The organism is Beutenbergia cavernae DSM 12333 (assembly GCF_000023105.1).
Lineage (GTDB): Bacteria > Actinomycetota > Actinomycetes > Actinomycetales > Beutenbergiaceae > Beutenbergia > Beutenbergia cavernae.
Genome location: NC_012669.1, coordinates 1,017,787 through 1,031,319, shown reverse-complemented (window position 1 = coordinate 1,031,319; position 13,533 = coordinate 1,017,787). Strand labels below are relative to the sequence as shown.

Sequence of the window (13,533 nt, the reverse complement as noted above, 5' to 3'; positions counted from 1 at the left end):
GCCATACACACGGTAGCCAGGCGGGCGCTTCGAGTCAATCCCCAGCCCGCACGCCATCGCCCCGAGCACCGGAAGGCCCGCGAACACCGCGTGCTAGGTTCGGTCCTCGCGCGGCGTGAACCGACCGACGCCGGGATGATCGGACGACCATGGCAAGGACGAGGCCCAAGCGGCGGGACGTGACTCTGCAGGACGTCGCCGGTGCCGCTGGGGTGTCCTCCGCATCCGTGTCTCGGGTGCTGCGCGGCAGTGGCTACGTCTCGCCGGAGGTCGAGGCCCGCGTCCTGCGGGCCGTGGCCGACACCGGCTATCGGCCGCCGAAGAGCCCCGATCACACCGACTCGGACCTGATCGCCGTCGTGGTGAACGATCTCGGCAGCGGCCTGCTGGTGGATGTCATCCGTGGCGCAGAGCGGACCGCGACCGCGTCCGAGCTCCTCACGGTCGTCTGCACGACGTCGTACTCCGCAGAGCGCGAGATCGAGATTCTCTCCATGCTCGCGAACCGCCAGGACATCGGGGCCGTGATCGTGGTCGGAGGAGTCCGCCCCACCGCCGAGTACGCCCGCCGCATGGTGGACGTCGAGAGACTTCTGACGAACCGTGGAGGTGTCCTGGTCTTCGCCGGACGCCCGCCGATCGACGAGTCGGTACCACAGCTCGTCGTCGAGTACGAGAACGAGGGCGGCGCGTACTCCGCGACGAGTCACCTCATCTCGCGCGGTCACCGGCGTATCGCACTGCTCCCCGGCATGCCCGGGATGACGACGGGCGAACAGCGTCTCTCGGGATACCGGAAGGCGATGGCCGCGGCGGGCGTCGAGATCGACGAGCAGCTGATCGTCTGGAGCGCCGGTCAGGATCGCGCGGGGGGCAATGGCGCGGTCCGCGAGCTGCTCGCGCGCGGTCACGACTTCACCGCCGTCTTCGCGGGCAACGACGAGATGGCGGCCGGCGCGCTGACGGTCCTTCGGGGTGCGGGCCTGCGGGTTCCCGACGACGTGTCGCTCGTCGGTTACGACGACAGCCCGTTGGCGGTCGCACTGAGCCCGTCGCTGACGAGTGTGCACCTCCCGCACGAGGAGCTCGGAACCGAGGCCGTGCGTCTGGCGACGCGACGCCCAGGGCGTGGCTCGGGGTTCGAGCGCGTCGTGCTCGGCACGCACCTGGTCGTCCGGGACTCGGTCGCCCAGCTCTGACGCTCGGGGCACTCCCACACGCCGACCCGCGTCGGAGGTGCGGCGGCCGTCGAGAGCCGGTGGCTTGCGCCCGACGGTCAGCGGTGCCTACTCTCCGGTATGTCTTGCGTAAGTCTTACAGCCCCGAGCGGGGCCGTGCTCCCACAGCGCCCACTCGCCATGCTTGCCATGCGGGCGGAGGCGTTCGACGAAGTGATCACCGCCGGGGCTCGCGAACGCATCGCGGGCCTGGTCGAACTCGTGGGTCCGGTTCCGATCGCCGCGGAGTGGCCACCGCATCCGCGGCTCGGCGGAGTCGCGGTCCTCATCACGGGCTGGGGCTCGCCGCCCGTCGACGTCGAACTGCTGGATTCCATGCCGAACCTGGAGCTCGTGGTCCACGCCGCAGGGACGGTCAAGGATCATCTCGCGATCGACGTCTGGGAGCGAGGCATCCGGGTGAGTTCCGCGGCCACGATCGTCAACTCGCCGGTGAGCAAGTTCACGGTCGCGGCGATCATCCTCGCAGCGAAGCGCGCCCTTCCGCTCGCGCGGCAATATTCTGAGCACGGCTTCGGCACACGGAGGGAAAAGATCGGCTCGAGCGTCTTCGACCGCACAGTCGGCGTCGTCGGCGCATCGAGGATCGGGCGCGATGTCATCCGTGAACTCACTGAGCTGGGACTGGAGGTCCTCGTGTATGACCCGCTCCTCGAGCCGGCCGAGGCGGGACGCCTCGGTGCGACGTCGGTCGGCATCGATGATCTGTGCCGACGCTCCGACATCGTCACGGTCCACGCGCCGAGCCTGCCCAGCACCCACCGCCTCCTCGATGCCCGGCGTCTAGCCCTCCTTGCGGACGGCTCGATCGTCATCAACACCGCGCGTGGCAGGCTGATCGACACGGATGCCCTCACTGCGGAGTGCGCGACCGGCCGCATCGACGCCGTTCTCGACGTCACGGACCCGGAGCCCCTTCCGCCCGAGCATCCGCTGCTGAGGATGCCCAACGTGCTCGTGACGCCGCATATCGCCGGCGCGAACGGAGCCGATGCGGAGCTCATCGGCCACTTCGTCGCCGACGAGCTCGAGCGCTACTGCGCAGGGATGCCGCTCGTGGGGCTCGTGGATCCGGGGCGACTGGAGGTCTCCGCGTGAGCGTCCGTCGCCCGCTGGGCTTCTCGACGCTCGGTGTTCCGGGGGCGTCCGCCGGCGACATCGTGGCGCTCGCGACGCGCGTCGGGTTCGATGCGGTGGAGCTCCGGATCGGTGACGATGAGCAGATCGGCTTGCATTCGAGCACCGCCGAGCGCGCGCAGTGGCGGGACGCCTTCGATGGCGCGGGGGTGCGGATCCTCTCGGTCAACACCTATCTCGCGACGAGCTCAACCCGTCCCGATCTCATGGTCGATCTCGAGGCGAGCATCCAGCTCGCACACGATGTCGGCGCCGGGGGCGTGAGACTCTTCGTCGGCGACGAACCGTACGACGGCGGCGGCTTGAGTCCCGGCGAGCGGCGCAGCGTGCGGCTTCTCGACGGCGGGGCCGAGTCGGCCGATCACGCGGGCGTGGATCTGCTGCTGGAGACCCACGACAGCCATCCGACGGCGGCCCGCGTCAGGCGGATTCTCGACGCGTTGGAGTCTCCGGTAGGCCGCCGACGCGTCGGTGTGATCTGGGACGCGGTCCACAGCTGGGCAGCGGGAGAAGGCTTTGGCGCCACACGAGCGGGGCTAGCGGGATGGCTGGCCTGGGTGCAGGTGAAGGACGTCCGGAGAATCTCGGACCCGGCACCCGTTGCCCTGGGAGCCGGGTCGTTCCCCATCGGGGAGTGCTGCAGCGCGCTGGACGCCGACACCCTCGTCGTCCTCGAGTGGGAACGCCGCTGGCACTCCGAGCTCTCGCCACTGGAACGAGCAGCTTCCGGGATGAGAGCGTGGCTCTCGTGAACGGTCTCGCACCAGCAGTCGCGTCACCACGAACGACCGACGAGATCGTCGACGCGGCTCTCGACTCGCTCGCACGATGGGCGTCGTGGTCCGAGTCCGCGTGGATCCCCGCGCCCCGGCCGGGCACCGGATGGTTCGGCAGCGGGTACACCGTGTGGGGAGTCCAGACCAATCAGAAGTACACGGCGGCGATGGCTACGCTGGCGACCCACGCCCGGACCCCGGCCGGCGTCGACCGCGAGTGGGCGCTCGACCGCGCGCTCGGCAGCCTGCGTGCGGGGCTCGACAGCCATGTCGCGCGGGGAGGTGTGTGTGCCGACGGGAAGCCATGGGGTCTGACCTGGATCAGCGTCCTCGGGCTCGAGCGGATGATGCACGGAATCGCCAGCCTCCGCCCCCACCTGACGGACGAGGACCACGCCGCCCTGCACGCGGTGATGTGCGCGGAGGCGGACTGGCTCTCCAGCGATTATCAACGGGGTGCCGTCGTCGGGATCGTGGCCGACCTGTGGGACGCCTCCGCGCGCAATCACGCCGAGTCGAACATCTGGAACGGTGCGTTCCTCTGGCGAACGGCCGAGCGCTATCCGCAGCACCCGCACGCCGCCCGCTGGAGGGACACGAGCCTCACGTTCCTTGCCAACGGCGTCAGCCGAGCCAGTGACCTGGAGACCGCGGACCCCGAGATCCGGACACGCCATCGGGGCGCGAACTTCTTCCCGCACTTCGCGTTCGATCACCACGGCTACCTGAACGTGGGCTACATGGCGATCTGCGTGAGCAACGCCGCGATCGCGCAGCTCGATGCGAACGTCGAGGGCTGGTCGGCGCCACCGCTGCTCGTCCATGGGCAGCGCGGCCTCTGGGCTGTTCTGCGCCGGATGATCTTCGGCGACGGCCGCCTCGCGCGAGTCGGCGGCGACAGCCGGACGCGGTATACGTACTGCCAGGAGTATCTCGCACCGGCGCTGATGTACGCCGCGGGCGAGTTCGGCGACCCCCACGCGATCCCTGTCCTCGATCGGATGCTCGCGACGCTGCAGCGCGATCAAGACGCCAGTGAGAACGGGAGCTTCTTCGGTGAACGGCTCGCTGGGCTCGCAATGCGCAACCCGTACTACTCGACACGGCTCGAGGGCGACCGGGCGAATGCGCTCAGCCTGGTCGCCGTCCACCTTCCTGTGCTCGCGCCCATCGAGCGCCCGGCGGAGACCCTTGAAGAGGCGGTGGGGGGAAGCTGGAGCGAGCCCGACCACGGCGTCGTGCTCCACCGCTCGCCCCGTCGGTTCACGTCGTTCGCCTGGCGCGCGCACGGGCTCGCCGCTGGGCTCGCCCTCCCACCTGGGCGCGGTGACCTCGCGGAGTGGGATCAGAATCTCGGCGGGCGGGTGAGGTTCGCCGGCGACTCCGCACCAGACGGAAGACTGTCGCGAGAACTCGTCGCCTACCGGACGCAGGAGTTCGACGGCGGGTTCGCCACGAGCGGTGAGGTTGTCGAAGGCCGATCTCTCGCGCTCGACGAGAGCTGGACCGGAGAGCATGCCGCGCTGTCTCGCCTCGCGTTCGTCGCGCTGCCGGACGAGCGCACGGTCGTCGGATTCCATCGCTGCACGGTCGGCACGTGGAGCCCGATCGTCGCGGAGCTGCAGGGGCTTCATCTGGGGGTCCCGAACGACATCTTCTCGCCCTCGACCCGTCAGATCAGCACGGCCCAAGGAATGTGGGCGGCCTCAGCCGGAGAGGACGATGTCCGCTCGCTCGGGCAGTGGGCATGCATTGACGGAGTGCTCGGCCTCGTCGGGGTCTACGGGGCTCCCGAGCTGCAGCTGGTCCGCCATCGGGGTCGACTCGGCGGCCGCTTCGGATCGCTCCACGTGGACGAAGTGGCCTTCCCGCTGCGTCACGGACCATTCCGAGCGACGCCCGGCTCTGACCTGCTCGACATCGGCTGGATCGTGGTGTCCGACGCCGACGCGTCGGAGACGGCGGCCGTCGCCGGCGCTGCGAAGGAGGATACAGAGGTGCGTTCTGAGGGCGTCCGAGCAATCTGGGTGACAGGCGCCGACGGGCGGAGGTACTTCATCGCAGCCAACCTCGGGACGTCGCGCGTGCGGGCGCCCTCGGCCGGAAGCCCGCTCGTATCCGGATCTGAGTCGGGCGCCCTCTCGCCTGGTGAGATCGCGGTCTCGGTCGTCGATGAGGTGCAGGTACGGCCCAGCGCTTCGCCGTAGCTCGCAAGGACCCACCCGGATCGCGAGCCGCACCGCTCGCGGCGCTCCCGAACATGACGAAGGCCCTGGTCCGTGTGGACCAGGGCCTTCCGTCTGTGGAGCTGAGGGGACTCGAACCCCTAACCCCCTCGATGCGACCGAGGTGCGCTACCAATTGCGCCACAGCCCCAGGATGTTCTGGAAGAGCGGGGACCAGATTAACACCTCGTGCGGCGTGTGATCACACCGATCCAACCGGGGAGCGAGGGGCCCGGGTGGTTGCAGTCCCGGGCCCCTCGCCGTCGTGGGTCGGGCCGTTCCCAGCCCGCTGAGTGACCTCCATCCGGCCCGATACGGCTACTGGGGGTCGAGCCTGGTGCTCTGGTAGAGAGCGGGGTTCTTGCCCGACCCGATCCCGGACCCCCACTCCACCCACCCCCGGCGGATGGCGCCGTCGTTCTCGTTGACGAGGAACGACAGCGCAAGCAGCCGATCGGCAGGGTCGAACGGAGCCAGCTCGCTCCACGGCATCGCCATCTCGTAGACCGTGGTCTGCGTGGCCTCGTCACGGCTGGCCGCGAGGTCGACGGCGGCGACCGGTCCGTTAGGCAGGATGCCGCCGCCGCCGTTCCATCGGAAGACCTGCGGGCCTTGACTCGTGAGCGCGAGGCCGTACTCGTAGTAGCCGGTCAGGTCCTCTCCTGGTGTGCCGGCCACGGCGGAGAACTGGATGCTGTCACCGGTCCAGATCGTGTCGTTGAGACCCGGCTGGGCGTGCACGTTGTCCGTGATCGCCGCCGTCAGGTAGAGGTTCTCGTCGTCCCAGGTCCACCAGACGTCGCCACCCAGGTCCGCGGCGCCACCCCAGTCGGGGATCTGCCTCACCTCACCGTCGACATCCAGGTCGATCGGCGTGATCCCGCTCAGATCATCGGGGACGCCGTCCACGGTGATCGTCTGCTGGTGCAATGCGCTCACTGCGGCGGGATCGACCAGGACCAACCTCCCGCTGGCGGCAATCGCCTCCCCGTCCGGCATGGCCAGCTCGACGGACCACGGATGCGTGCCCGGGGCGGCGAGTCCGGTGGTCGGAACGTCGAGCGTGACGGTCTGGCCGGCGGGCACCGTCCCGATCGTCTCCGTTCCGCTGCTCCCACCGAGCTGCCAAGTCAGATCCCCGACCGGCTGGTCCGTGGCGACCTCGTTGGCAACTTCCACAGACAGCACGTCAGCGTCCTCCCGCAACGCGTGGACGGCGCTGACCGTGACCGGTGTGGACAGGACCTCGACGTCGGCGCTCAGCCGCGCGACCGGGGTCCCGTTCGAGGTGATGATGCCGACGAGGTTGCGGGTACCGAGCAGACCGGTGTCAGGGACGGTGATGGGGATCTGCGCCGCCGCCCGCCCCGCGCGGACCTGCACCGGGACGGTGATCCCGTTGACGGTGATGGCCAGGTCCGTCGCCGGGCCGACCTTGTCGACGTCCAGGCTCAGCTGGATGTCGTCGCCGGCGAGCGACGGGCTGGCTGCGGTCAGGGTGAACCGACCGCCGTCGGCCACGCTGTACGTGCCGGTCTGCCCGATCACGTAGACGGGGTCGCCGGTGACCGTCAGCTCGACCCTGCCTCCGTACGGCTCGAGGATGCGGGATCGGCCCGTCATCTCGACGACGGTCACCGGCTCCGGTGTCGTGATGCTGACGGTCCGCGCGCCGGCTGTGGACCACAGCGCGGCTGTCGTGGCGCCGGCCTCGTGGAACCTGTACAGGGTCACCCCCTCGGCGACCTCCCGCGAGCCGGCGAACGTCGTACCGGTGAGCAGTCGGCTCATCGTGGCGTGCGATGCATAGGACGGCTTCGGGGTGAGAGCGCCGAGCGGGTCGGCCGCGTTGCGCAGCAGACCGAAGTTGCTCTCGTGGTCCGCCGGGTCGAGCCCGTCGTTGTTGAAGTCGTACCAGAAGTTCCGCTCCACACCCTGACTCAGGCCGATGATGCCCGAACGCGCAGCGTAGGAGGCCTGGGTGTGCTCGTCGACGCTTCCGGTGCGGCTCGACCAGCCCCACTCGGTGACGTAGATCGGCTTGCTCTGACCGTCGTTGTACTCGCGGACCAACGCGTCCACGGCCTCGAGGTTCGCGATCGCCGCCTCCGGCGGGTCGCCGGGGTAGTGCACGGACACGACGTCCATGTACTCCAGGGCTCCCAGGGCGAAGAGCGTCTCCAGCCAGCCCAGGTCCGGCCAGCTCACCGCGGGTCCGACGACGAGGGTCTCCGGGTTGGCCGCCTTGACCGCCTCGTAGGTGGCCTGGAGCAGCGGGTAGTAGTACTCCGGGGTGGAGTTGGCCGGCCCGTCTCCCAGGTCGCCGAACCTCGCGTTGAACTCGTTGTAGACCTCGACGGCGGGGGCCGGGTTGCCGATGTCGGCGTAGCCCTGGACCAGTGCGGCACAGTAGTTGGCGAACGCATCGCGGCCGGCGTCCGTATGCGGTGTCGCGTTGTTGTCGTACAGCGGGTTCGTGTACGCGCAGATCGGCAGCGGCGTCAGGCCCGCGTCGCGCGCCTCGATGGTCTGGTTCTGCCACGACGCGTTGAACGTGTAAACGCCGGCGGTGCGCTCCATGGCCGTCCAGTCCAACGACGGTCGGTAGTACGAGTCGCCCGCCAGCGCGGCCAGCGGGGCACTCCCCGCGGGGAGCTGGCGGTGCGAGACGGCGGCGGCGAACGGTGAGCTCGCGGGATCCGGATGCGGGCCGACGACGGCGAGGGTCGTGGCGGACGACGAGGCCGGTTGCCCGTCGATCGTCTGGGTGGCCTGCAGACGGTAGTAGCCCTCGGGCAGCGCCCCGATCTCGATCGTCCCCGCGCCTTCGGTGTTGGTGACGGCGCCAGTGGTGACCTGGTTGTTGCCGACGTCGTACACCCGGTACTCCACCGTGGAGCCGGCGGCGCCGGTGAAGTTCACCTCGGGTGCGGCGGGCGTCACGAACACGTTGCCGAGCGTCGCCAGCTGAAGATCGAGAGCCGGCGGCGCGAGGTGCGCTGACACGGCGTCGACGTCGAGGGTCGCCTCGGTTCCGGCGACGATCTGCCAGTGGTTGACGATGATGGCGATCTCCGTGGCCGGCCCCCGCCAGACGCCGTCGTTCGCACCACCCCAGTGCTCCGGGAACGTCCCGCCGTCGAGGTCAGCGACGACGATGTCCTGCCACGCACTGTCGGCGGCGACGGTGACGCGCTGCTGGAACGACTGGCCAGTCGCATCGGTGAGACGAACTGAGAGCTCGTTGACGTCGGCCGTGCGAACGGAGAACTGGAACGAGAGCACATCGATCTCGTCGAGATGACGCCGGAACTCGACGTAGCCCCCGTTGCTGAGGTCGACCTGGACCTGCGCCGAGGCGTCGCCCGCGCGGGCATCTCCTGTGACGATCTCGTACGAGCCGGCGCCACCCGCCGCCGGCACGACCGACCACCCTTCGGACGGTGACTCGAAGTCTCCGAGCACGAAGTCCTCGAGCGGTGGGTCGGCCGTCGCGGGCGGGACGAAGGCCCCCGCAATGACGAAAACCCCCACGGCTGCGGCGAGCATGCGGAGAGGGAATGAGGTTCTGGGCGACATGCTGAGCTCCTTGCGCGTCCTCATCGACATAGTGAGCAACCGCTTTCGCAACCGTGCTCGAGTCTGGTCGGGTCGACGCGTGACTGTCAACCCCCATCGCGACCCCTTTACGAGCCACGCACTACGATCACCACATGGCTGCGAAGAAGAACGTGACGCTCAGCGACGTCGCCGCCGTCGCCGGAGTGTCCCTCTCGACCGCGTCGAAGGCGCTCAACGGCGGAGGACGCATCTCCGCCGAGACGCGGGCACGCATCGAGGAGGCGGCTCGTCGCCTGGACTTCCGGCCGAACGCCCTCGCCCAGTCCTTCGCTCTCGGGCGGAGCCGGACCGTCGCGATCCTCACCGACCGGGCCGAGAGCACGTTCGCCCGACCGGTGATCATCGCGGCTGCGACCTACCTCGGCTCCCACGAACAGGCGGTCCTCCTCTACGACGCACGCATGGGGCGGCACGACATTGCGGAGAGCATCCGTCAGCTCAACGCACGGCGGATCGACGGCGTCGTCGTGATCGGCGACGGCCTGTCCCACCGCACCCGGTCGGTCACCTCCGAGTTCGCGGTCCCGGTGTCGTACGCCTTCACGCTCTCGGACGACCCGACGGACACCATGTTCGTCCCCGACAACGTGGGCATCGGGCGACTCGCCGGCGAACACCTCGTCGACCGGGGCCGCCGCCGCATCGCGTGCATCACGGCAGGGTCCGACGACATCGCGGCGCTTCTCCGTCTCGACGGCTTGCGAGAAGCTCTGGACGCCGCGGGTCTCGAGCAGGCTGGCGAGACGCTCCACGGGACGTGGGTCGAGCAGTGGGGGCGCGAGGCCGCCGAGCGCATGCTGGCAGAGGGTCGGGACATCGACGCCGTCTTCTGCGGCAATGACCACATCGCGCGCGGCGTCGAGGACGTGCTCACGAGGGCCGGACGACGCGTGCCGGAGGATGTCGCGCTCGTAGGCGTCGACAACTGGGAGGGGCTGATCGTCGACCAGAGCACCGCGGCGCGGCATCTCACGACGATCGACGTCGGTCTCGCTGGGATGGGCGAGGCTGCCGCTGCGCACGTCGTCGCCGGCGACCTTGCGCCGGGGCAGCGCCGCCAGCGACCGACCCTCTTCGTCGGCCGTTCAACGGCGTCCTGAGCACGGCCTACTCCTTGATCGCTCCCGCACTTCCGGCTGCGCGGAGGAACTGGCGCTGGAACGCGAGGAACAGCAGCACCGGTATCACGACGGAGATGAACAACGCGGCCATGAAGACTCCGAGATCCGTCGACGACTCCACACGCGGCAGTGCCACGGAGATCGGCTGCAGGTCCGGGTTGGGGAGCACCAGGAGAGGCCACAGGAAGTCCTTGTACGCCCCGATGAGTGTCAGCAGCGAGACGACGCCGAGGATGGGTCGGGCGAGCGGCAGGACCAGGCTCCAGAACACCCGGTAGGCGCCCGCACCGTCGATCCGAGCGGCGTCGAACAGATCGCGTGGAATCGCCTGGAAGAAGCGCGACATGAGCAGGACGTTGAACGCGCTCGCGGACGCCGGGAGCCACACGGCCCAGAACGTGTTCAGCAGGTTCACGTTGAACAACGGCACGTTGACAACGGTCAGGTAAAGCGACACCAGCGAGATGACGCCGGGAATGAAGAGCGTGGCGAGCACAGCGGCCGACACGACCTTCGCGTACGCGGGACGGAGCACCGCCAGTCCGTAGCCGCCCGTGGTCGCCACGAGGAGCCCGAAGAACCAGGTGCCGACGCACACGACCAGCGTGTTCCGCAGGTACGTACCGAACCGCACGGAGCTCCACGCCTCCACGAGGTTCTCCCAGTGGAGTCCGCTCGGCCAGAGCGCGAACGGCTGGGCGAGCGTCTCCGTCGACGTCGACGTCGCGGCCTTGAAGAGCCAGAACAACGGGCCGGCGCACGTCACAACGAGGGCGACCAGGACGATTAGGCCAGCGACCAGGACGGCGCCGCGCACGAACGGCGACTTCTGGTCCATCGTCGAGATGATGCTCCGCTCTCCGTCCGCGTCAGAGCGACGGCGACGACGGTTCCGCTGCGGACCCGATGTCGGTGCGAGAGGCGCGCCCTGCGCGCCGAGCTGTGCGCTCATGAGGTGCTCCAACGCCGGGTCGCCCAGAGGTAGATCGCGGACAGCGCGGAGAGTGCGACCGCGAGGATCAGGCTGAGCGCCGTGGCGCGCCCGTAGTCGCCCGAGATGAATGCATAGCGGTAGATGAGCATGAGGATCGTGACGCTGTGGTTCTCCGGTCCGCCACCCGTCATGATGTATGGCTCCGTGAATACCTGGAACGTCCCGATCACCTGGAGGAGCAGCATGATCAGGAGGATCCCGCGCATCTGGGGCAACGTCACGTGCCAGAACCGACGCAGGATCTTTGCCCCGTCGATCTCCGCCGCCTCGTACAGCTCGGTACGGATCGTCATGAGGGTGGCGAGGTAGATGATGACGGCGGTGCCGAAGCTTGCCCACGTCGCCTGAACGACGATCGCGGGGATCACCATGCTCGGGTCGTTGAGCCACTGGAACGGCCCGAGGCCGAACCACCCGAGGACGGTGTTGAAGAGACCAGCCTCGTCGGGTCGGTAGAACGTCTTCCAGAGCAGAACTGCGACGACGGGAGGGATGATCACGGGCAGGTACGCGAGCACGGACGCGAGGCCACGCGTGCGACGCATCTCCGCGACGACGACAGCCATGAGGATCGGGACGGGGAAGCCGATCAGGAGCGCGAGCAACGTGAAGTAGGTCGTGTTCCACACCGCGGTGGCGAGGAGCGGATCGGCCAGGACTCGCTGGAAGTTGGCCAGTCCGACCCACTCCGTGACGATGAAGTTCGTCTGCTGCAGACTCAGGACGACGCTGCGGAGGATCGGCCACCACGAGAAGTACGAGAAGCTCAGGAGTAGTGGGACAAAGAAGATCAGGGTCGTCAGACCGCCGCGCCTGACCCATGAGGCCGGGGTGCGACTCCCTCTCCGGCGGGTCCCGGGTGCGCGGGCGACAGGCCGGGATTCGGTGTCGAGTGCAACCATGCGCGTTCCTTCGCTCCTTCGCGATCGGCGGTGGTGCGGCCGGGCTCCCCGGCCGCACCACCGGGGATGTCAACCGGCGTCGATGGCCGCTTGAGCCGAGCCCTGCGCGTCGGCGAGCAGCTGCTCGATGTCGGCGTCCTCCCGCGTGAGCACCGCCTGGACCACTGGGTCGAGGAGCGCGTACAGCTCCTGGGCCTTCGTCGCGGGCTCGGGGATGAGCGGGATCTCCTCCACCGTGGAGAGATACAGCTCCCAGTTCTCCCGAGGCACGTTGATCAACGGCGTGACCCACTCGCTGTACTGCTCGTAGACCTCTTCGTTCACCACCCGGAGGCCTGGTGCACCGACCGGGAGCCCGTCCGCCACACGAGCCTCCGCGTTCGCGACGGCGATCTCCTCGTCGGTGTACTGCCGGAAGCTCTTGAACTCGATCCACGCGAGCGCGGCGGCGATCTCCTCGGGTGTCGCCTCCGGGTTGACGATCGAGATCGTCCCGCCTCCGAGGGTGCCGATCCCGTCCTCAGTCTGCGGAAGTGGCGCCACGCCGAAGTCCTCAGGCGCCATCCCGCGGTTCGTGACCATGTTCCCGTAGTTGTCCGCGCCCTGGATGAACATCCCGATCTGCCCGGACGCGAACGCGTTGACGGCGTCGTCGTAGTTGAGCAGGAAGTTCGACCCCATCGTGTTGTCCTCCCACCGCAGCGTGCGGTAGAGCTCGAGCACTTCCGCCGTGGCCGGGTTGTCGAGCGTCGCGGTGGCCCCGTCGTCGCTCTGGATCGTGCTGCCGAAGCCGTAGGAGGTCGTCGTCAGGACCCAGCCGCCGGTGTTGTCGAGCGTCATGGTTGCGAAGCCCTGCGCATCGGTCGCCTCGTCGATCGCTTGGGCAGCGGACCGCACGTCGTCCCATGTCTGAGGCGGGTCGTCGGGATCGAGCCCCGCCTGCTCGAAGAGGGCCCGGTTGTACAGCAGCCCCATGGTGTACGCGGCGATGGGTACGCCCCAGACGCGCTCCTCGTCGTCCGTGACGACGTCCATCACCGTCGGGTTGAGCTGCTCGAGCACCTCGCTCCCGGCGAGGTAGTCGGTGACGTCAGCGACCTGACCACGCTCGATGAGAGCGCCGATCTCGGTGAACGGGACGTTCATCGTGGTCGGCATCGTGCCACCCGCGAGCATGGCCTGGAACGTGTCCGCTTCCCACTCAGTCTCCTCGGCCTCGATCGTGATGTTCGGGTAGGCGGCGGTGAAGTCCTCGACCTGTCGCTCGAAGTCCGCGAGCTGCTCGGGATTCTCGGTGGTCGGCTTGCCACCGACGCTGATGGTCACGGGGGCGTCCGTATCGATCTCGGCCGGTTCGGTACCGCCGGCCTCGGGGTCGCTCCCACTGCTGCACGCAGCCAGGGTCAACGTCAGGGCGGCGACGAGCGTCACCGCGCCGGGTGCGGATCGCCGCAGAATGCGTCTCGTCATTGAAACTCCTTCGATCGAGCCCGGGCGTCGGTATCCGGGCGATTTCATG

At 68.8% G+C, this 13,533-nt stretch carries 9 protein-coding genes and 1 tRNA gene; 5 read left to right on the top strand and 5 right to left on the bottom strand.

Annotated features, from left to right (window positions below; translation table 11 throughout):
- Nucleotides 1-179: 179 nt before the first annotated feature.
- The 4 genes from BCAV_RS04620 to BCAV_RS04605 all read left to right on the top strand — a co-directional run bounded on the left by BCAV_RS04620 (nt 180) and on the right by BCAV_RS04605 (nt 5,358).
- The gene (locus BCAV_RS04620) at nt 180-1,199 is read left to right on the top strand and encodes a LacI family DNA-binding transcriptional regulator (protein ID WP_187292847.1); all 1,020 of its coding nucleotides are present in this window, start codon (nt 180-182) and stop codon (nt 1,197-1,199) included.
- Between the two features lie 168 nt (nt 1,200-1,367).
- Nucleotides 1,368-2,336, top strand: a complete 969-nt coding sequence (locus tag BCAV_RS04615) for a hydroxyacid dehydrogenase (protein ID WP_222836671.1) — start codon at nt 1,368-1,370, stop codon at nt 2,334-2,336.
- Nucleotides 2,333-3,127, top strand: coding sequence for a sugar phosphate isomerase/epimerase family protein (locus BCAV_RS04610; protein ID WP_012725957.1), 795 nt, complete (start codon nt 2,333-2,335; stop codon nt 3,125-3,127). Before BCAV_RS04615 ends, BCAV_RS04610 begins: the two co-directional genes overlap by 4 nt.
- Nucleotides 3,115-5,358: a hypothetical protein gene (locus BCAV_RS04605; protein WP_043346588.1), complete on the top strand. Its 2,244-nt coding sequence runs from the start codon at nt 3,115-3,117 to the stop codon at nt 5,356-5,358. The genes BCAV_RS04610 and BCAV_RS04605 overlap by 13 nt, the downstream gene beginning before the upstream one ends.
- A gap of 96 nt (nt 5,359-5,454) precedes the next feature.
- Here BCAV_RS04605 and BCAV_RS04600 read toward each other — a convergent pair.
- Both BCAV_RS04600 and BCAV_RS04595 read right to left on the bottom strand, forming a co-directional pair.
- A tRNA-Ala gene (locus BCAV_RS04600) sits at nt 5,455-5,527 on the bottom strand.
- Nucleotides 5,528-5,694: 167 nt separating this feature from the next.
- Nucleotides 5,695-9,006, bottom strand: a complete 3,312-nt coding sequence (locus BCAV_RS04595; RefSeq protein WP_144016713.1) for a sugar-binding protein — start codon at nt 9,004-9,006, stop codon at nt 5,695-5,697.
- An 83-nt stretch (nt 9,007-9,089) separates the two neighbouring features.
- On the opposite strand from BCAV_RS04595, the gene BCAV_RS04590 reads away from it, so the two are divergent.
- Nucleotides 9,090-10,097, top strand: a complete 1,008-nt coding sequence (locus tag BCAV_RS04590) for a LacI family DNA-binding transcriptional regulator (RefSeq protein WP_012725954.1) — start codon at nt 9,090-9,092, stop codon at nt 10,095-10,097.
- Between the two features lie 7 nt (nt 10,098-10,104).
- On the opposite strand, the gene BCAV_RS04585 is transcribed toward BCAV_RS04590, so the two are convergent.
- From BCAV_RS04585 to BCAV_RS04575, 3 genes are all read right to left on the bottom strand, one after another.
- Complete coding sequence (locus tag BCAV_RS04585; protein WP_012725953.1) at nt 10,105-10,956, bottom strand: carbohydrate ABC transporter permease; 852 nt, start codon at nt 10,954-10,956, stop codon at nt 10,105-10,107.
- 110 nt (nt 10,957-11,066) lie between these two features.
- Entirely contained in the window at nt 11,067-12,014 is a 948-nt protein-coding gene (locus BCAV_RS04580) for a carbohydrate ABC transporter permease (protein WP_012725952.1), read from the bottom strand.
- A gap of 69 nt (nt 12,015-12,083) precedes the next feature.
- Nucleotides 12,084-13,484: an ABC transporter substrate-binding protein gene (locus BCAV_RS04575; protein ID WP_012725951.1), complete on the bottom strand. Its 1,401-nt coding sequence runs from the start codon at nt 13,482-13,484 to the stop codon at nt 12,084-12,086.
- Nucleotides 13,485-13,533: the final 49 nt, after the last annotated feature.

Bases quoted from the DNA above. Each gene is read 5' to 3' on its own strand.
- BCAV_RS04615 (WP_222836671.1), top strand. From the start codon at position 1,368: ATGCGGGCGGAGGCGTTCGACGAAGTGATCACCGCCGGGGCTCGCGAA.
- BCAV_RS04590 (WP_012725954.1), top strand. From the start codon at position 9,090: ATGGCTGCGAAGAAGAACGTGACGCTCAGCGACGTCGCCGCCGTCGCC.
- BCAV_RS04585 (WP_012725953.1), bottom strand. From the start codon at position 10,956: ATGGACCAGAAGTCGCCGTTCGTGCGCGGCGCCGTCCTGGTCGCTGGC.
- BCAV_RS04580 (WP_012725952.1), bottom strand. From the start codon at position 12,014: ATGGTTGCACTCGACACCGAATCCCGGCCTGTCGCCCGCGCACCCGGG.
- BCAV_RS04575 (WP_012725951.1), bottom strand. From the start codon at position 13,484: ATGACGAGACGCATTCTGCGGCGATCCGCACCCGGCGCGGTGACGCTC.